The 17,755-nt window shown below is 61.3% G+C and carries 17 protein-coding genes; 8 read left to right on the top strand and 9 right to left on the bottom strand.

The window, feature by feature from the left end; all coding sequences use genetic code 11:
• The first annotated feature begins 113 nt into the window (after positions 1-113).
• Positions 114-551, top strand: coding sequence for a c-type cytochrome (locus ASG68_RS00385; protein ID WP_062576586.1), 438 nt, complete (start codon positions 114-116; stop codon positions 549-551).
• A gap of 95 nt (positions 552-646) precedes the next feature.
• Positions 647-1,564: a c-type cytochrome gene (locus ASG68_RS00380; protein WP_062576044.1), complete on the top strand. Its 918-nt coding sequence runs from the start codon at positions 647-649 to the stop codon at positions 1,562-1,564.
• A gap of 4 nt (positions 1,565-1,568) precedes the next feature.
• Here ASG68_RS00380 and ASG68_RS00375 read toward each other — a convergent pair whose 3' ends face one another.
• The 3 genes from ASG68_RS00375 to ASG68_RS00365 form a co-directional block, all read right to left on the bottom strand.
• Positions 1,569-1,973: a type II toxin-antitoxin system HicB family antitoxin gene (locus ASG68_RS00375; RefSeq protein WP_062576045.1), complete on the bottom strand. Its 405-nt coding sequence runs from the start codon at positions 1,971-1,973 to the stop codon at positions 1,569-1,571.
• 4 nt (positions 1,974-1,977) lie between these two features.
• Entirely contained in the window at positions 1,978-2,166 is a 189-nt protein-coding gene (locus ASG68_RS00370) for a type II toxin-antitoxin system HicA family toxin (protein WP_062576046.1), read from the bottom strand.
• Between the two features lie 70 nt (positions 2,167-2,236).
• A complete protein-coding gene (locus tag ASG68_RS00365) occupies positions 2,237-3,187 on the bottom strand; it encodes a GlxA family transcriptional regulator (protein ID WP_062576047.1) in 951 nt (316 codons plus the stop codon).
• A gap of 104 nt (positions 3,188-3,291) precedes the next feature.
• On the opposite strand from ASG68_RS00365, the gene ASG68_RS00360 reads away from it, so the two are divergent.
• The gene (locus ASG68_RS00360; RefSeq protein WP_062576048.1) at positions 3,292-4,107 is read left to right on the top strand and encodes an SDR family NAD(P)-dependent oxidoreductase; all 816 of its coding nucleotides are present in this window, start codon (positions 3,292-3,294) and stop codon (positions 4,105-4,107) included.
• 89 nt (positions 4,108-4,196) lie between these two features.
• Here the strand turns inward: ASG68_RS00360 and ASG68_RS00355 are convergent, their stop codons facing one another.
• Positions 4,197-4,700, bottom strand: a complete 504-nt coding sequence (locus tag ASG68_RS00355) for a GNAT family N-acetyltransferase (protein ID WP_062576049.1) — start codon at positions 4,698-4,700, stop codon at positions 4,197-4,199.
• 375 nt (positions 4,701-5,075) lie between these two features.
• Here ASG68_RS00355 and bla point away from each other — a divergent pair, with 375 nt between their 5' ends.
• Positions 5,076-5,966 (top strand): class A beta-lactamase, encoded by an 891-nt coding sequence (gene bla / locus ASG68_RS00350; protein ID WP_062576588.1) that lies wholly within the window; start codon positions 5,076-5,078, stop codon positions 5,964-5,966.
• Between the two features lie 9 nt (positions 5,967-5,975).
• On the opposite strand, the gene ASG68_RS00345 is transcribed toward bla, so the two are convergent.
• Positions 5,976-7,328 (bottom strand): HD-GYP domain-containing protein, encoded by a 1,353-nt coding sequence (locus ASG68_RS00345; protein ID WP_062576050.1) that lies wholly within the window; start codon positions 7,326-7,328, stop codon positions 5,976-5,978.
• A 172-nt stretch (positions 7,329-7,500) separates the two neighbouring features.
• Between ASG68_RS00345 and dmeR the strand changes: the two genes are divergently transcribed.
• Positions 7,501-7,773 (top strand): Ni(II)/Co(II)-sensing transcriptional repressor DmeR, encoded by a 273-nt coding sequence (dmeR, locus tag ASG68_RS00340; RefSeq protein ID WP_062576051.1) that lies wholly within the window; start codon positions 7,501-7,503, stop codon positions 7,771-7,773.
• 24 nt (positions 7,774-7,797) lie between these two features.
• Complete coding sequence (gene dmeF, locus ASG68_RS00335) at positions 7,798-8,832, top strand: CDF family Co(II)/Ni(II) efflux transporter DmeF (RefSeq protein WP_062609094.1); 1,035 nt, start codon at positions 7,798-7,800, stop codon at positions 8,830-8,832.
• A 100-nt stretch (positions 8,833-8,932) separates the two neighbouring features.
• Here the strand turns inward: dmeF and ASG68_RS00330 are convergent, their stop codons facing one another.
• From ASG68_RS00330 to ASG68_RS00320, 3 genes are all read right to left on the bottom strand, one after another.
• A complete protein-coding gene (locus ASG68_RS00330) occupies positions 8,933-10,072 on the bottom strand; it encodes a sugar ABC transporter substrate-binding protein (protein ID WP_244484062.1) in 1,140 nt (379 codons plus the stop codon).
• 62 nt (positions 10,073-10,134) lie between these two features.
• Entirely contained in the window at positions 10,135-11,493 is a 1,359-nt protein-coding gene (locus tag ASG68_RS00325) for a sensor histidine kinase (RefSeq protein ID WP_062576053.1), read from the bottom strand.
• A gap of 147 nt (positions 11,494-11,640) precedes the next feature.
• The gene (locus ASG68_RS00320) at positions 11,641-13,983 is read right to left on the bottom strand and encodes a glucose/quinate/shikimate family membrane-bound PQQ-dependent dehydrogenase (RefSeq protein ID WP_062602643.1); all 2,343 of its coding nucleotides are present in this window, start codon (positions 13,981-13,983) and stop codon (positions 11,641-11,643) included.
• Positions 13,984-14,325: 342 nt separating this feature from the next.
• Between ASG68_RS00320 and ASG68_RS00315 the strand changes: the two genes are divergently transcribed.
• Positions 14,326-14,568 carry a hypothetical protein gene (locus ASG68_RS00315; RefSeq protein WP_062576055.1) on the top strand — a complete coding sequence of 81 codons (243 nt, stop codon included), beginning with the start codon at positions 14,326-14,328 and terminating at the stop codon, positions 14,566-14,568.
• Positions 14,569-14,886: 318 nt separating this feature from the next.
• Entirely contained in the window at positions 14,887-15,363 is a 477-nt protein-coding gene (locus ASG68_RS00310) for a hypothetical protein (protein ID WP_062576056.1), read from the top strand.
• A gap of 14 nt (positions 15,364-15,377) precedes the next feature.
• On the opposite strand, the gene speC is transcribed toward ASG68_RS00310, so the two are convergent.
• Entirely contained in the window at positions 15,378-17,630 is a 2,253-nt protein-coding gene (gene speC, locus ASG68_RS00305; RefSeq protein WP_062576057.1) for an ornithine decarboxylase, read from the bottom strand.
• Positions 17,631-17,755 lie beyond the last annotated feature (125 nt).

Here is a 17,755-nt window from a genome sequence, read left to right as displayed (position 1 = left end):
CTCAAAAAAATGTTACTTTCATCGCCAACGCAAAATGCAATCATGCCGGCGCATCGATTGAGAGAACCCGCTTGCCGAATCCGGGCGGCGTCTCGCCAGAGCTGGAGACTTTGATGAAGCTGAAAACAATACTGACGGCACTCGTGATTGCAGGCTGCGGTGTGAGCGCCGTTATCGCCGCGGATGATCCGGTCAAGGTCCGTGAAGGGCTGATGAAGCAGATCGGCGGCTCGATGGGTGCCATCGCGGGCATCGCCAAGGGCGAGAAGCCCTATGACGCCGAAGTGCTCAAGACGGCGCTGACGACGATCAGCACCAATATCAAGGCTTTCCCGGATCAGTTCCCGGCCGGCTCCGACGCCAATTCGGAAGCAAGCCCGAAGATCTGGGAAAACATGGACGACTTCAAGGCTCATGCCGCCAAGCTCGGCACTGACGCCGATACGCTGCTGGCGCAGCTTCCGGCGGATCAGGCTGCCGTTGGTGCTGCGGCCGGCATGCTCGGCAAGGATTGCGGTGCCTGCCACGAGCTCTATCGCGTCAAGAAGTAGCGATAGAGCTGATCCTCCCCGAATATGATTGATCAGGCGCCCGGCATTTTGCCGGTGCGCCTGATCCAGTATAATCCCGACGGCAGGAGACATGCATGGGCGCGCGGGTTCGAAGACTGGTATCCACCGTGGTTTTCCTCGGCGTCGTGGCCGCAGCCGGCGGCTGGTTCCTGACCAAGCCCGAACCATGGCCCGCGGCGCATTGGGACAATCTCGGTGAGCCGGATCTTGCCAATGGCGAACAGATGTTCTGGGCTGGCGGCTGCACGAGTTGTCACGCGGCGCCGAAATCCGAGGATGCCGCCAAACTGGTGCTTTCCGGTGGCCTGCCGCTTAAAAGCCCTTTCGGCACTTTCCACGTCCCCAATATCTCGCCGGATGAAACCGCTGGGATCGGCAGCTGGACGCTCGCCGATTTCGGCAATGCCATGACGCGCGGCGTCGGCAAGGACGGCGAGCATCTCTATCCGTCCTTCCCCTATGGCTCCTATGCCCGGATGTCTCCGAAGGACATCAACGATCTCTGGGGCTTCCTGGAGACCCTGCCAAAAAGCGCCAATGTCGCCCCACCGCACGACCTGCCGTTTCCGTTCAACATCCGCCTGTCGCTCGGCGGCTGGAAGCTGTTGTTCTTCACCGACAAGTCGCGCGTGACGGTCGATACGACCGATCCGAAGCTCGCCCGTGGCCAGTATCTGGTCGAGGGCCCAGGCCATTGCGGCGAATGCCACACGCCGCGCAATGCGCTCGGCGGTTTCGAGAGTGCGCAGTGGCTGGCTGGTGCGCCCAATCCGGAAGGCGAGGGCCGTATTCCCAACATCACGCCGGGGTCGAAGAGTATCGGTTCGTGGAGCGAAGGCGATATAGCCAGCTATCTCGAAACCGGCTTCACGCCGGAATTCGATTCCGTCGGCGGCTCGATGGTCGAGGTGCAGCGGAACATGGCCAAGCTTTCAGCCAGCGACCGGGAGGCGATCGCGGCTTATCTGAAGGCGGTGCCGGCGGTGGAGTGAATTTTCAAGCCGCGTCTTCGCGGGCGATCTCGTGCAGTGCCGCGCGGGCAATGAAGCCTGAGCGGGTCAGGCCGTTGGCCTCGGCAAAACTGTCGATCCGGCGAAGAACATCTTCCGGCAGCGTCACGTTGACCCGTACCGCCTTTCTGGTTTCGACCTTGGTCTCGACGAGAATGGCAACGCCGCTCCGATTGTCCCCGTCTGCCATGATTGCTTCGAGGCTGGAAGGTTCAGGAATTGTTTCCCCGTCTTCCAGGAGACCTTCGAGATGAAAAGCCAGTGCCTCGGCCGCCATCCGCCGCGCATCGTCGAGATCAATCCCGGCGGAAACGAGACCGGGAAAATCGGGGAAGGACACGCCGTAGTCACTGGCGGCTTCCTTGTGGATCAACCCGATATAATTGCGCATGGCGTCACCTCAGCTTCAGTCCGGACTGTTTTTCGATGCTCTTGAGCGTCCCGATCGGAATATCGCGTTTGGGATGCGGAACCGTGACACGATCGGGCTTACTCGGATGCTTAAACTGCACGTGGCTGCCCTTTCGCGCCACCTCGATCCAGCCATCCTTTTTCAGGACGGATATAATGTCCGAGCTCAACATTGAATGACAATACACACTCGTGTGTATAATTCAACTTGGTGCGGATTACCAGGCCAACGATCTCAAAACATCACCCCTCCACGACCTCATCCGCCGTGCCTCGCGCCAGTCTGCGCATCGCCTGCGGCGGTTGCCCGAAACCGCGCAGGAAGGCGCGGCGCATGCGGTCGCGGTCGGCAAAGCCGGTTTGTTGGGCAACGACATCGATCGAGTGGCGGCTGTCCTCCATCAGGATGCGGGCGGCCTCCAGTCGCATCAGTTCGATCGCCTTGGCCGGTGACTGCCCGGTTTCCGACTGGAAGGCACGGCTGAATTGGCGCGGGCTGAGGTTGGCGGCCTCGGCAAGTTCGGTGACGCTGAGACGGTTTGCCAGGTTGCGGCGGGCATAGGTCAGCGCCTTCTGGATCCGGTCGGATTTCGGCTCCAGTTCCAGGAGCGTCGAGAATTGCGACTGGCCGCCGGCGCGGCGGTGATACATGACGAGTTTCTTCGCCACCGTGCGGGCAAGCTCTGCCCCGAAATCGTCCTCGATCAAGGCCAAGGCGAGATCGAGGCCTGCGGTCATTCCCGCCGATGTCCAGACATTGCCATCGTTGATGAAGATCCGGTCTTCCTCGACCTTCACCCTGGGAAAACGCGCCTGCAGTTCGCGCGCCCGCATCCAGTGCGTGGTCGCGCGCTTGCCGTCGAGCAGGCCGGCTTCGGCAAGCACGAAGGCTGCCGTGCAGGTCGAGGCGATGCGCCGGCAATGGGCGGGGGCCGCCCGGATGAAGTCGATCAGTTCCGGCCTGGCATCCTCCATCCCGCCGCCGACGATCAACAGGTCGAAATGCCGGCCGGACAGGTGCTCGGTCTCGACCGAGAAACCGATCGACGTGCGCACCGGGCCGCCGGTGACTGACAGGAGATGCAACTCATATTGTGGCTCACCGGATACCAGATTGGCGATCTCGAAGGCGGTGATCACGGCAAAACCCATCGGCGAATAACCGGGGTGCACGATGAATCCGATATTGCGCATGTCTTCTCCTGCGTCCTAAAACGCCGTTATTATGACATTTGAGACATCAATCGGCAAGCGTATGGTCTTTCTCAACATAAACGCTTTCAAGCAGGAGAATGATTATGAGCGAACATCAGACAAAGGGCACGGCGCTGATCACCGGCGCATCCAGCGGCATTGGCGCCATCTATGCGGATCGGCTGGCGCGGCGCGGTTACGACCTGATCCTGGTCGCCCGCAATGCCGAACGGCTTCAGACGGTTGCCGACGCCGCCGTGAAGGCGACGGGCCGGGCCGTGAGGACCGTTGTCGCCGATCTCGGTGAACCAGCCGATGTCGCCCGCATCGAGGCCCTCCTGCGAGACGATGCCACCATCACGATGCTGGTCAACAATGCCGGTGTCGGCGCGGTGACGCCGCTGATCCAGTCGGATATCGGCGCGATGACCCGGATGATCGATCTCAACGTGACAGCCCTGACGCGGCTGACCTATGCGGCCGTTCCGGGCTTTGTCGCACGGGGCGCGGGCGCGATCATCAATATCGCCTCTATCGTTGCGATCTCCCCTGAAATCCTCAACGGCGTCTACGGTGCTAGCAAGGCCTTCGTGCTGGCGCTTACCCAGTCGCTTCAGCATGAACTCGCCGACAAGGGTATTCGCGTGCAGGCCGTCTTGCCGGGTGCGACGGCGACGGAATTCTGGGAGGTCGCGGGCATGCACCATTCGGACCTGCCGGAAAGCTGGGTCATGACCTCGGCTGATTTGGTCGATGCCGCGCTGGTCGGCTTCGATCTCGGTGAGGTCGTGACAATCCCGCCTCTTCAGGATGAGAAGGACTGGTCCGCCTATGAGACCGCCCGCCGGGCGATGTCTGAGAAACTGTCGAATGCCAGGCCGGCTGCGCGCTACCTGCCGGCGAGTTCGAAGGTCGCCTGAGCCGACACGGTTCATCGAATATCGCCTGCCAAGCATCAACCGGCTGCTGCAGAAGCCGGGATGCGATGGCAGGCGTCATTCGTTTTGGATCAGGCCAGCGTCTGCAGATAGCGCATGCCGGTCACCGGACCGGGAATGAAGTTCTCTGATTCATAGAATCGGTGGGCCTGGAAGTTACCGGTGGCGGCGCTGACGGAGAGGTAGGTTGCGCCGGCCATGCGGGCCTGTTCGCGGGCCTTGGCGACGAGGTGACGGCCGATACCGGTGCCGCGGTGGGCGGCGCGAACGTAGAGATGATGCAGTTCCATGCCGCGCGCACCCTGCTGGGCGCGGTACAGCGGAACGAGAATGGCGTAACCGATCAGTTCGCCGCCGGCTTCCGCCACAAGCGCGGTGATCCAGGGCATGCGGCCGAACAGGTCGCGCTCGAGGTTTTCCGGCGTGACGGCGGCGGCGTCGCCATGATGGGCGGCAAGCTCGGCAATCAGTTCGCGCAAGCCCGGAAGGTCGCGTTGCTTGGCGGTGCGGATGGTGACCATGGGGGCACGTGTCGCGGGATGGAGAAGAGTTGTGGGGATGGCGGTCTGCAGCATTTCGAAGGTCCTTATGGCTTTGCGCCATCAGGTGCCGTCCAAAACAAAAGCCGCCTGATGGCGGCTTGTTGAACGAGATCAGACAGCCGCGCCTATGGGAGCAGCGTAAAATACCAACGGTTGATGTTCGCGGTTCTGATCATGGCGGGCAATTTGTCCTTTTCCGGAAATTTGTCAACCGGAATCTTAAGGCGTCTTTACGCCTGCGGCAAAAACAAGATCCGCGCATGCCCCAATTCCGGCAAAAGGACGCCACATTCGATGCTTACCGATCATGTTCGCCGGGGCATGGAGAGGGCAGCCGCAGAACCTATATTCTGCCATTTTTTCATGGGCTTGCCGGCAATCGACGAATCTCTTGCGGAGGATGAGCGCATGCTGTCAGAGTTCAATCGCAGAACTTTCCTCATCGGATCCAGCCTGCTGCTCCCGGCCATGACATTCGGTGCCGGCAGTGCGTTTGCGGCCACAGACGATGCGGATGTCCGCCTGGCAGCGCTGGAAAAGGCGACCGGCGGACGGCTCGGCGTCTCCGTTATTGATGTGGCGATGAACATCTCCTTCGGCCGCAGGCAGGACGAGCGTTTCGCCATGTGCTCGACCTTCAAGATGCTGGCAGCCGCCTGTATCCTTGCGCGGGTGGACAATGGCGAGGAACGGCTCGACCGCAAGATCGCCTATTCCAAGGCCGATCTCGTCGATTATTCGCCGATGACGGAGAACCACACCGAGGACGGCGGAATGACCGTCGCGGAATTGTGCGAAGCCGCCGTCACTGTCAGTGACAACACGGCGGCCAACCTGCTGCTAGCCAGCATGGATGGGCCGGAGGGGCTAACGCGCTGGCTTCGCGGGATCGATGATCAGGTCACGCGCCTCGATCGTATCGAGCCCGAACTCAACGAGGCGAAGAAGGACGATCCGCGCGACACGACGACGCCGCACGCCATGCTGACGACCATGGGCAAGCTGCTGCTCGACGATGCCCTGTCTGAGAAGTCGCGCGATCAACTGACCGCCTGGCTTGTCGGCAACAAGACCGGGGACAAGCGGTTGCGCGCCGGGCTGCCGAAAGGCTGGACGGTGGGAGACAAGACCGGCACGAGCGCCACAGGCGCGATCGGCGACGTCGCCATCGTCTGGCCATCGCCCAACAGGCCGATCCTGATCACCGCCTATATCGCCGAGGCGACGAAACCGGCGAAGGAACTCGAATACATCTTCGCCGAGATTGGCAAGATGGTGGGAGAGATGGCCAAGGCCTGATTTAGGAGCTTAGGCCGCGGCCTTTTCCAACCTTTGCATGGCGTTGCTGATCGCGCGAAAACAGTCGGGATCGAGTGCCGTGCCGATATCGCGCTCCATGATGCCGAGCGCCTGCGACACCGGCATGGCGGCGCGGTAGGGGCGGTCGGCGGTGAGCGCATCGAAGATGTCGGCTGTGGTGACGATGCGTGTTTCCAGGCAGATTTCGTCGCCGCGAAGACCGTTCGGATAGCCCTTGCCATCCAGCCGCTCATGATGAGCGCCGGCGATGCGTGACAGGTCCTTGAAGGCAGTGATCTTCGACAGGATCTGTTCGCTCAGCGCCGGATGGCTGCGGATCGAGGTCCATTCGCTGTCATCGGGTTTGCCCGGCTTGTCGAGGATCTGGTTGGAAACGCCAAGCTTGCCGATATCGTGCAGCAGCGCCACGCGTTTCAAATAGCGCCGCTGTTCCTCTCCGATCCCCATTTCCTCGGCAATCATGTCGGTGAACAGCGCAACACGCTTGCTGTGGCCGCTAGTAAACGGGCTTTTCGAATCCACTACTTCGGCAAAGGCCGCCGCCACATCGTCGAGATAGTCCTCGTCGATCCCATCGGTGTCCTCGTCACCGGCCATGGCGATGACGGTCTCCTTGAGGTCAGGGGCGGCGAGTGTCGCCCAGAAGGCCGGGTCCTCGGCAATCTTCCCGAACACCTTCACCAGATCGGGATCGAACCATGTGCCCGCCCGGCGCGCCACTTCCTTTTTCGCAGCCACCTGGCCTGCGCTGGTGTGGAACACGTCGACCACCTGCGCGATCAGGCCGATGCGGGCGTTGAGCGCGATCTCCTTGCCCTTCAGCCCCACCGGCTTGCCCTTGCCGTTCCAGTATTCGTCGAGATCGAGGATGCCGGACGCCACCCGTTCGGAAAACCGCATCATCCGGACGATCTCGGCGCCGCGCTGGCAGCGGGTCTCGATCAGTTCGCGAGCGATCTCGCCGCCGGTGGTAAAGATCGTCACCAGCGAGCGGAACCGCTCGGAGAGGCCGGCCTTCAAGCCTGTATGAGACAACACGAAGCGCAGCACCTGCGGCAGGCTTTCGTCCAGCAGCTTGGCGTCGCGTTTGAATTCCAGATCGTCGGTCAGATAAAGCTGGCAGATACGCGCCGCATTACTGGAGCAGCCGATATCCTTCAAAAGCAGGGTATAATAAAGGTCGCTCAACTCATCCGGCGCAAGGCCTATCGCCCGGCCGATATTCATCCCGATCCAGCAGCAACGCACCCCGTGTCCCTCCGGCTGGCCTTCGGTCAGGTCTAGCGCGTAGCTCAGCGCGCTCAGCAACTCGGCCTTGCCAATATGCAGATCGGAACTCATGGAACGGCCCTTCGGGAACGCGAGACGGTCTCTACCCCGCCGCGATCATATCCGCCGTCCCTAAAGGAAGTGTCTAGGACGGGCACGGTTTCCGGAGGAAGCTGATCCGAAAGAGGCTTCTCACATCCATGACATTATAGTATACCCCCCTATATTATTTTCGAGGCAGCCTATGTCCCATACTTATCGCGAAAAGACCAAACTTCTGGCCCGGGTGCGCCGTCTGAAGGGCCAGCTTGAAGCCGTCGAACGGGCGCTGGAGGCGGAGACGCCGTGTGGCGATATCCTGCAACTCCTGTCCTCTATCCGAGGCGCGCTGAACGGGCTGACGGGGGAGGTGATGGAGGATCACTTGCGCGAACATGTGCTGCTGGCAGAAAGCGATGCGGCACGCGAGCAGGCCGTCGATGAATTGTCCGCCGTGCTGCGGACCTATGTGCGCTGAGCGCATGATGTGAAGGATTGCCCCATGACACAACACACTGAAAATCTCGGCCATGAGCACGTCTTTCTCGGCGCTGGCCATCAACGCAACGAGCGCAGGGTCTGGCTGGTTATCGCGCTGACGGCATCAATGATGGTCGCGGAGATCGTCGCTGGCAACCTGTACGGCTCGATGGCGCTGGTCGCCGATGGCTGGCACATGTCCACCCATGCCGGCGCCATGCTGATCACGGCGCTCGCCTACCTCTATGCCCGGCGCCAGGCCCGCAATCCGCGCTTCACCTTCGGCACCGGCAAGCTTGGCGATCTCGCCGGCTTCGCCAGCGCCATCATCCTGGGGCTGATCGCGCTGGTGATCGCTTGGGAAAGCCTGCTGCGGCTCGCCAATCCCGTCGAAATCAGCTTCTCGCAGGCGATCGCCGTCGCCGTGGTCGGCCTCGCCGTCAATCTCGTTTCAGCTTTTCTGCTGAAGGACGATAACGGCCACGCGCATGGCGCACATTCACACGGGAGCCATTCCCACAGTGGACACGGGCATCACGGCCATGCGCACGGGCCTCATGCCCATGGCCAGCCACACAGCTATTCCCCTCACGCCCACCATGGCGATCACCATCACAGCCATGCCCCGGCGCGCGACAACAATCTTCGGTCCGCGTATCTCCATGTCATGGCCGATGCGCTGACCTCGGTGCTCGCCATCCTCGCACTTCTTGCCGGCAGTTTCTATGGCTGGCTTTGGCTCGACCCGGCCATGGGTATTGTCGGCGCGCTGGTCATCGCCCGCTGGTCCTGGGGCCTGATCCGCCAGACCGGCCTGATCTTGATCGACGCGACGGACACTGTCGATGATCTGCAGATGGAGATCCGCGAGCGCATCGAAACGCCGGAAGAGACGATCACCGACCTGCATGTCTGGCAGGTCGGCCCCGGTCACAACGCCGCGATCGTCGCTATCGCGACTCGCCATCCGAACCCGCCGGCCTTCTACAAGGACAAACTGGCTGCGGTGTCGGGCCTCTCGCACCTGACGGTAGAGGTGACTCCGCTGGCGGCTTGAGGGGATGGGGATGAAGCGAATTCTATGATCGTTGGACAATCAGGATTGCTTTTGCGGCCAGTCACAATTGCACACCGACCTCCGGCACCCATGGCCGACCTTACCGGTCCGATGACCATGGGAAATTGATGAAGCGGTCTCGGCTGTCATAGCAGATGTTGCCGTATTCCCTTAGATATTCGCGGTGCTTGCCGGTGTCGGAAAAAACAGCTGCCGGGTCCTTGAGGTCAGCCTCGTAGCTGGCCAGGTTGCTCGGTGTCAGTACCTTGGGCAGGATATCCATCGCCTGCGGCACGCTTTTCCCCTCCAGCCAGTCAGCGGCGTAATGACCGAGCGCATAACCGAAAACGGGAGAGGCGAGGCTGACACTGACTTTGTACGGGCTTTGGCTGTCGCGCAATTCCGCGATCGCATCGGGCTCGCCATCGATGCCACCCAGAAACTGTTGCGGGGATGCGAGCCCTGCCTCCCGCAATGCCTTCAGCGCGCCGATGACAACGGTATCGGCGCCAAGAACGACATCGATCTTGGGATGAGCAAGAAGGATCAGCTTCATCGTCTCGTAGCCACCCGCGGCATCGACCGTCGCGGGGGAAATATCGGCAACGATCGTCACGCCGGGCAGCTTGCCGAGCACATCCCGCATCGCCGTAAAGCGCGGCGACAGGAATTGCAGGCTGTCATGGGTGAGAAGGACGACATTGGCCTTCCCGTTCAACGTTCGGGAAATGTAGTCGGCGGCGGCAAGCGCCAGACGTTCCCCCGTCAGATATTGCGGCGCATTGAGGATCGTGACAGCTGGCGGCGGCACCACCGTTCCGACATAGCTTCCAGCCGAGATTGCGGCCTGCAGCGATGGTGCCAGGCCAATCGCATCGACGGGCGCTGCAATGATGGCGCCGGCATGCGCCTTGATGGCGGCATCGACGCCGGCCATCATTTTCGCCGCGTCATTGTCGGCCAGTTCGTTCGCGAAGCTCAAACCGTGCTTTGCGGCCGCCTTTTCCAGCCCGAAACGCACACCCTGCATGAACTGCCGGTCGTTGTCCTGAAAGAACACGAGCTGCCGCTGCAATCCTGGTGGGGCGGTGCAGGAAGGAGCCGTCTGCTCAAAGGCCGGCAAAGCAACGGGAGACGTGATACCGGGAAGCAGGGGCGTCTGCGCATGGCCCACGCCTGCACAGAGAAAAACGGCGGCCGACAGCGCGGCCCCGCGAATGCCTGGAAATATCGTACCCACTTTGCTCCCCCCCGATCGCCAAGCTATGGAGCAAATTGGAGCGAACAACTAGGATTTTTTGCTCATCTGGCGGCAAGAGGAAACGAAAAGCGGGCGATCGTTCCGGGTGATCCCGCCACATAGTCGATCGTTGCTCCCATGCTGGACGCCATCGCATTGACGATCCGGGTGCCGACGCCGGTGCCCTTGGGCTTTTCCTGGGCGCTTCGGCCAATCCCGTCATCCTCGACGTGAAGGATGCCAAGGCCGTTGCCATCGGCGTCAAGCCGGACGCGGACTTCCCCTTTTCGATCGGGATAGGCGTATTTGAATGCGTTCATGACCCATTCCGTCACGACCACGCCGAGATTGATGCTCGCATCGGTCCTGAGCCGCACCGGTTCGAATTCATATTTCAGCGTGATCCCCTCGGCGGCTTCCACGGTTGTCTTGAACTGCTCGAGCAGGCCGGTCAGATATTCGTCGAGAGCAACTTCCCGGACATCGCCATCGTCGTAGAGCCGGCGATGCACCATCGCGATCGCCTGTACCCTGGCGCGCGTCTCGTCGAGCGCTGCCTTGGCGCTGGCGCTTTCCAGCGTACGCGCCTGAAGCCCGATCAGGGACACAACCAGCGACAGGCTGTTGGCGACGCGATGATTGACCTCCGCCAGAAGAGCGCGGGCGCGATCGCGCGCGTTGCGCATTTCGGTATTGGCAATGGCGAGTTCCTCGGTCCGTGCCGCAACGCGCATCTCAAGCCGGTCATTGGCGAAGGTGAGTTCGTTGCGAGCGAGGTTGAGTTCCTTGGTGTAGCGAACGATGGTGAAGATCCCCAATGCGGCAACGGCAAGGATGACCATGCCGCCGATGACGGAAACCAGCCGGAGCTGCAGTGCATTGTCCGTCTGCTCTCCAACCAGTTCGGCCAGACGGTCGTCGGCAGCGATGACGATGCCGTTGGTGAAAAGGTTTATCTCGTCCATCAACAGCTTGCCGCGATTGGTTCTGACCAGCGCAAGCGCGGCAGCATCGTCGCGATCCTGCTTGTTGCGGACAAGTTGGTCCATTTCCTCGATCTTGTCCGAGATCGTGGTCAGGAGGCGGGAGACAGCGGGCTGCAGCGACGGGTAGGAGGCCGTCATGTCCGGCAGTTGCGCCGCAGCCTTCAGCGCTCGCTCCTTCGCTAGCCCATAAGGCGCGAGGTAAATTTCGTTGCCTGTATAAAGAAAACCGCGCTGGCTCGATTCCGCAGTCTGCAGTGCGCCCCGCAGATCGACGGCGATCGCCTTGACATCGCGCGCCTCTATGACCTCACGGGAATAGATGCGTGCCCGCTCGCCCAGCCAGATGTTCGTGCCAAGGATTGCGCAGAGCGCGAAAAAGCCGATCGTCAGCAAAGCGAGGGTTGAGCCGACAAATTGACGCGTACTGATGGGCATGCGTTTTCATGACAGATAAGCTGTTTACTGGCGAGTCATTTCCACGGAGAGACCGCAGCGCGGTAGTGGCATGACGAGGGTAGCGGTGGATTGATATCGAGCTCCACCAAGGCGTTGGCCGGCGGATCGCTCCGCCGGCTCTATTTGCTATTTCGCCAACCGATACGCGATCACATAATCTCCCGGCTTCGTCCCGACCGAGCCATGGCCGCCGGCAACGATGAGGACGAACTGCGTGCCGTCGTCGGTGGCGTAGCTCATCGGCGTCGACTGGCCGCCGGCAGGCAGGCGGCCGGTCCAGAGCACCTTGCCGGTGGTCAGGTCATAGGCGCGCAGGTAGTTGTCGACGGCGGCACCGAGGAAGGCGAGGCCGCCCTTGGTGATCATCGGGCCGCCGATGCCGGGCACGCCGACCTTGAAGGGCAGGGGCAGCGGCGTCATGTCGGTGACGGTGCCGTTGCGATGCTTGTAGGCGGTCTTGCCGGTCTTCAGGTCGACGCCGGCGACATAGCCCCATGGCGGCGCCTGGCAGGGAATGCCGAGGGGCCCAAGGAACGGACCCATGAACACCCCATAGGGCGCGCCGTCGTTGCGGTTGAGCCCCTGTTCTGAACCCTTCTGGTCCTGTTCCTTCGGCGGGATCTGGTCGCGCGGCACGAGCCTCGACGTGAAGGCGAGATAGGTCGGCATGCCGAACATCACCTGCCGTTCGGGATCGACGGCCACCGAGCCCCAGTTGAATACCCCGAAATTGCCGGGATAGACGAGCGTGCCTTCGAGCGATGGCGGCGTGTAGCGGCCTTCATATTTCAGCCGCTCGAAATCGATCCGGCAGGCGAGCTGGTCGAACATCGAAATGCCCCACATGTCCTTGCCCGTCAGCGGCGGCGGCGAGAAGGTGAGGTCGGAGATCGGCTGCGTCGGGCTGGTGAAATCCTCCGGGATTGCGCCCGTCGGAGCCGGGATTTCCTTGATCGGAATGATCGGTTCGCCGGTACGCCGGTCGAGCACGTAGAGATCGCCCTGCTTGGTCGGGCCGACCAGTGCCGGCACCGGCTGGCCATCCTTGCCGGTGATATCAATCAGCACCGGCTGGGCCGGAACGTCCATGTCCCACAGGTCGTGATGCACCGTCTGGCGCACCCAGCGCACGGCGCCGCTGGCAATGTCGAGCGCGACGATCGAGGAGGAATATTTCTCGACATGCTCGCTTCTGCCCATGCCGAGCTGGTCCGGCACCTGGTTGCCCATGGGTATGTAGATCAGACCGAGATTTTCATCGACGCTCGAGACGGACCAGCTGTTGGGGGAGTTGGTCGTGTAGGTCTGACCCTCCGGCAGCGGCACCGTGACATCGGGATTGCCGCTGTCCCAGTTCCAGATCAGCGCGCCGCTCTCGACGTCGTAAGCCCGGATGACGCCGGATTGAGACTCGGTCGAGTAGTTGTCGTTGACGGCACCGCCGATGATGATCTTGCCGGCGACGATGACCGGCGGCGAGGTGGAGTAGTAATAGCCGGCCGGATTGTACTTCATGCCCTGTTCGAGATGCAGCGTGCCCTTGTCGGCGAAACTTTCGCAGACCCGGCCGGTGGCGGCATCGAGCGCGATCAGACGGGCATCGGCGGTCGGCAGGTAGACGCGCTCGGCGCAGGCGCTGCCGGCAACGGCGGCCGTGTCCGCATAGTAGCTGACGCCGCGGCAGGTCTGGTGCTGACGGTCCGGGTTCATGCCGGAATTGGCGTCGAACTTCCATTTTTCCTTGCCGGTCGCCGCATCGAGCGCAATGACCAGATTGTGCGGCGTGCACATGTAGAGCGTGTTTTTCACCTTCAGCGGCGTGACCTGATAGGTGGTTTCGCCGACATCGTCAGGCCGCTTGACGTCACCGGTCTGGTATTGCCAGGCGACCTCCAGATTGCTCACATTCTCTGGTGTGATCTGTGCGAGCGGCGAATAGCGCTGGCCATAGGGCGTGCGGCCATACTGATGCCAGTCGCCGTCCGGTACATTGCCGCCGAGATCGGGCGTCGCTGCCGCCGTCTCGGTCGGCAGCTCGCCGGCGAGATCGAGCGGATCCTGCGTCATCGAGTAACCGGCCACGGCAATGGAAACGATGACCGCCGCGGCGAGGGGCAGGGCGCTTGCCGCATAGACCTGTCCGGTCGGGCTGACGAAGCCGAGCTGGCGGCGGATCGCCGGGATCAGCAGCCAGAGCCCGAGCAGGATTATGACGCCGCCGCGCGGCCCGAGTTGCCACCAGTCGAAGCCGACTTCCCAGATCGCCCAGGCAAGCGTGCCGAGAATGAGAAGCGCATAGACGGTGAGTGCGGCTCCGCGCCGGGCAAACAAGAGGAAGGCGGTGAGGAGAAAGCCGAGGCCGGCAATCAGATAGTACCAGCTGCCGCCGAGCACGATGAGCCAGAGCCCGCCGCCGCCGAGCGCAAGACCGATCAGAGCAAAGACAATGGCTGTCAGGATGAGAAGCATGGAAAGGTCTCCCAGGGGTGGAGAGACGTGACGGCAACGGAGCCGTCACGAGACTGAAGCCGCGTGTCGGAAGGCCCGCGGAGGATGAACAGAGGCGGAGCGGTGTGCGTCGAGCGGGAATGCGGGATGCCCATGATCCGTGACAAGGCAACTAACGCGCAGCGCCTGCCTTTCAATAGCCACAGTTCGCCCGCGCCATGCAGTATGCGCATATCTGGCATTCCAGAGTTGCAACTGCTTCCAGGCGAAATGGGTTGCACACCGCCTGTGGACGCGCGTACCGGGGGACTGGTGGCTTTACCGCGCGCTGCTACTGTCACCACCGAAACCCCGGGAGGAACCATGAAAAGACTGCTGACCGTGCTGATCGTTGCCATCATCGCCGTTTTCGGCGTGATCGGCGGCCGCTGGCTGATGTATGTCACCAATACCAGCGACCCGCTGGACGAAGTCGGCATCGAACTCAACAGCCGCATGCCCGAGCCGCTGCGCCAATGGGGCTGCGCCCAGCTGAAATCCAACTTCGAATCCCGCCTGCCGCCGTATGGCTGCTCGGCTGCGGATGGCAGTGGGGGATGGGAGTAGGGTCGAGACCTGCTGAATGAGAATCAGCTTAGATTGCTGACAAAGTCATCTTTCCGCGACCTCGGACGTCATTTGGAATATATGAAGCCACCATCCTCTCCGTCATTCCTGTGCTCGTCACAGGAATCCAGTCAGCCCAAGTCCTTGGGCTGAAAGAGTCTTTTGACCCGACAGACGTTGGTCGCTGGATCCCCGCCAGGAGGGCGAGGATGAGGGAGGGTGGGGTTGCCGCATTGAAGCCAAATTCAGTTGGCTGCCCGGTCGAACTACTACCGACAATCCGCAAGGTCGCGGATTTCGAAACGATGGTGAACTCAGATGATGTTCAGGTCCAAGAGTGCAGGTCGCAACAATTCCATGCGCGTTGCAATCGCTGGTCTAGTGGCCGGCTTCGTAATTGCCGCCCCTCCAGCGAACGCCTGCACATCGCACGCCTGGTTTCGACTTTCCGATCTATTGGCGGCAGACGTGGTCGTCATTGCGAATATCGAGACTTTTGAGTTTGACCGGAGCAAAAAGACAACTTTTCTAAAGCTGCAGACCATCGAGACTTTGATAGGCTTTTCGAACTCGGAATGGCAGGCAAAGTGGACCAGATGGGATTTGAGCGAGCCGCGAAACCTCGGGAGAGGCCCTGTCTTGGTTGGTCTGCGCGGCCGGATTGAAAATGACGGCAGTTTTTCGGTTGCCGTCGTCGACAAAGCTTGCACCGCAACTGCATTGCTTTCGATCGAGGATTCAAGCGGTGAGACCATCTTGACCGAACTACGGCAAATGCTCGGCGGAAACCCCTGACAAAGGCGGATCGTCTATTCCTTGACCACGTAGGTATAGAAACGGATTCTTCCCTCTTCGCGGATCTGATAGACGCCCTGGACCTCATAGGAGAAGCCCGGGAACCTGTTGCAGCTTTCCTCGAAGGTCAGGAAGTAGTCGATCATCGGCTGGGCGCTATCATCATAGCGTTCGCCGGGAACGATGATGCCGATGCCCGGCGGATAGATCAGTGCCAGGGTTGCGGCGATCCGGCCCTTGACCTGATCCATCGGCACGAAATCGACCTCATCGCCGACCAGCGCTTCATTCGCATCGCGGGCCGACATGGCCTGTTCGGGGAAGGACTCGTAGCGGAAGCAAAGTCGTTGCAACTCCTTCACGTTCTTTTCCGCGTAGAAGTCGTGCATTTCCTGGGCGAGTTGCTTGAGCGTGTAGCCGCGATAGCGGTCGGCATTGCGGGCGTAGAGCCCGGGCACGACGGCGGACATGGGGCTGTCGGCGTCGTAATGTGCTTTGAAACGCTCGAGCGCCGAAAGCAGCATTGCCATCTTGCCCTCGCCGACGGCCGGGGTCATCAGGAACAGGATGCTGTTGAGGTCGTTCTTTTCGGGGATGACGTTGATTTCCCTGAGATAGTTGGCCAGGATCGTCGCAGGCAAGCCGCTTTTCTGGTAGTTGCCGGTGGCGCGATCGATCCCCGCCGTCGTCAGCATGAATTTCGTCGGATCGACCATGGCCGCGTCTTTGCCGAGGTTGCGGTAACCATGCCATTTGGCGCCCGGCGTCAGTTGCCAATATTGCTGTTCCCGCGCCAGCACGTCGGTCGGCACATCCTCCCATTTCACGCTCTTGCCGCCGTAATCGACGACATCCGGCACGAATGGATCGAGGAAGCCGTCGAAACGCTGGCGCACGGCCTTACGTCCGTCGATGCCGAGCTTCACCATGTCGTCCCACAGAACGCGTCCTGCCTTGTCGGCATGCATCTGCGCATTGACGTCGAGACTAGAGAACAGCGGATAGAAGGGCGACGTCGAAGCCTGCAACATGAACGCTTCGTTGAAGCGCTTGTGGTTCGTCCGGAAGGGCTTGTCACGGATGTGTTCGTCTCGAACATGGATCTGCGAGGCCTGGGAGAAACCGGCCAGCTGCTTGTGGGTAGATTGGGTGGCGATCACGCCGGGATCGTTCGGGCCGAGCTCGAGACCCATGGCGAAATGATGTTCCATCAGCGGATGGAAGGCGCCGAAGCCCGCCCATGCCTCATCGAAGTGAATATACTGGCAGAGATGGCCGATCTTCTCGAGAACCTTGCGGGCATTGTAGACGCTGCCGTCATAGGTGCACTGTTCGATGATCGCCACGCGGATCGGGCGCTCTTTTTTCCACGCATCCGTTCCCTTCAGGCGGGGATGATTCCGCAGCCGTTCACGAATCGTGTCTTCTTCAAATGCCGACCAGTCGATCGGCCCGACCATGCCGAACCCGTTGCGGTCGGCCTCGAGATAGATCGGGATCGCACCGGCGATGAACAGGGCGCCGTGATGGTTTGACTTGTGATTGTTCCTGTCGAACAGAACGACGTCGTTCCGCCGCAACAGCGATGTATTGACCACCTTGTTGGATGAAGAGGTGCCGTTCAGGACGAAATAGGTGCGGTCCGCGCCGAAGACCTTGGCGGCCGCCTGCTGCGCCGCCAGCGCCGGCCCTTCGTGGATCAGCAGGTCGCCAAGCGAAACCATCGCGTTGCAGATGTCGTCGCGGAAGACATTCTCGCCCATATGCTCGTAGAACAGGCGTCCGGCCGGATGATGCATGAAGAACTGGCCGCCCTGGTGTCCCGGGCACGCCCATGCACGGTTGGCGTCATAGTCATATTTCATCAGTTCGCCGAAGAACGGCGTCAACAGGGTCTCGGCATAGGCTTCAACGGAAGCACGCAGCCGCTTCTCGTAGAATTCGCGGGTTTCGAGGTCGGCGATGAAAATGCCTTCCAGGTCCTTCAGGTAGGGCTCGCCGAACTTTTCGTCTTCCCTGCGGCTCAGCAGAAAGACGGGCATGCGGAAACCGCGTTCGTCGCGTGCCTTGATGACCGCTTCCGCCGCCGCTCGCGAGGTCACGATAGCGCCGAGATCGGCGCCGCCATGGATGGCGGACGCTGCCTCCTCGTCGCCGCAGACCGTCGTCTTGAAATCCAGATGGTCCTCGATCAGTTGGGCAATCCTGTCGCCATACTGCGTTCCCACCACAAGAATCCGAAAATATTCGGTTACCGGGATCGTCATGGAATCCTCCGTCAGTCAAACCGGGTGATATGTTCAGACGCGCCCACGCTGCCTCGATCAGGGCATGAGCGGAATAGGCCGCGAGTGCGGCAAACGCCCGAGGCCAGTTCTGCCTCGGGCCGAAG

The sequence above is a fragment of the Rhizobium sp. Leaf453 genome (assembly GCF_001425605.1).
Taxonomy (GTDB): domain Bacteria; phylum Pseudomonadota; class Alphaproteobacteria; order Rhizobiales; family Rhizobiaceae; genus Pararhizobium.
The sequence above is the reverse complement of the archived record's forward strand: the minus strand, read 5'-3'. Positions and strand labels throughout refer to the sequence as shown.

What these genes read in the sequence shown, in the direction of transcription:
- ASG68_RS00365 (WP_062576047.1), bottom strand. Translation starts at nt 3,187, where the DNA reads ATGCGCAATATCGGATTCATCGTGCACCCCGGTTATTCGCCGATGGGT.
- ASG68_RS00320 (WP_062602643.1), bottom strand. Translation starts at nt 13,983, where the DNA reads ATGCTTCTCATCCTGACAGCCATTGTCTTTGCTCTGATCGGTCTTGCG.
- ASG68_RS00310 (WP_062576056.1), top strand. Translation starts at nt 14,887, where the DNA reads ATGATGTTCAGGTCCAAGAGTGCAGGTCGCAACAATTCCATGCGCGTT.
- bla (WP_062576588.1), top strand. Translation starts at nt 5,076, where the DNA reads ATGCTGTCAGAGTTCAATCGCAGAACTTTCCTCATCGGATCCAGCCTG.
- ASG68_RS00380 (WP_062576044.1), top strand. Translation starts at nt 647, where the DNA reads ATGGGCGCGCGGGTTCGAAGACTGGTATCCACCGTGGTTTTCCTCGGC.
- speC (WP_062576057.1), bottom strand. Translation starts at nt 17,630, where the DNA reads ATGACGATCCCGGTAACCGAATATTTTCGGATTCTTGTGGTGGGAACG.
- ASG68_RS00375 (WP_062576045.1), bottom strand. Translation starts at nt 1,973, where the DNA reads ATGCGCAATTATATCGGGTTGATCCACAAGGAAGCCGCCAGTGACTAC.
- ASG68_RS00325 (WP_062576053.1), bottom strand. Translation starts at nt 11,493, where the DNA reads ATGCCCATCAGTACGCGTCAATTTGTCGGCTCAACCCTCGCTTTGCTG.
- ASG68_RS00370 (WP_062576046.1), bottom strand. Translation starts at nt 2,166, where the DNA reads ATGTTGAGCTCGGACATTATATCCGTCCTGAAAAAGGATGGCTGGATC.
- ASG68_RS00355 (WP_062576049.1), bottom strand. Translation starts at nt 4,700, where the DNA reads ATGCTGCAGACCGCCATCCCCACAACTCTTCTCCATCCCGCGACACGT.
- ASG68_RS00315 (WP_062576055.1), top strand. Translation starts at nt 14,326, where the DNA reads ATGAAAAGACTGCTGACCGTGCTGATCGTTGCCATCATCGCCGTTTTC.
- ASG68_RS00385 (WP_062576586.1), top strand. Translation starts at nt 114, where the DNA reads ATGAAGCTGAAAACAATACTGACGGCACTCGTGATTGCAGGCTGCGGT.
- dmeF (WP_062609094.1), top strand. Translation starts at nt 7,798, where the DNA reads ATGACACAACACACTGAAAATCTCGGCCATGAGCACGTCTTTCTCGGC.
- dmeR (WP_062576051.1), top strand. Translation starts at nt 7,501, where the DNA reads ATGTCCCATACTTATCGCGAAAAGACCAAACTTCTGGCCCGGGTGCGC.
- ASG68_RS00360 (WP_062576048.1), top strand. Translation starts at nt 3,292, where the DNA reads ATGAGCGAACATCAGACAAAGGGCACGGCGCTGATCACCGGCGCATCC.
- ASG68_RS00345 (WP_062576050.1), bottom strand. Translation starts at nt 7,328, where the DNA reads ATGAGTTCCGATCTGCATATTGGCAAGGCCGAGTTGCTGAGCGCGCTG.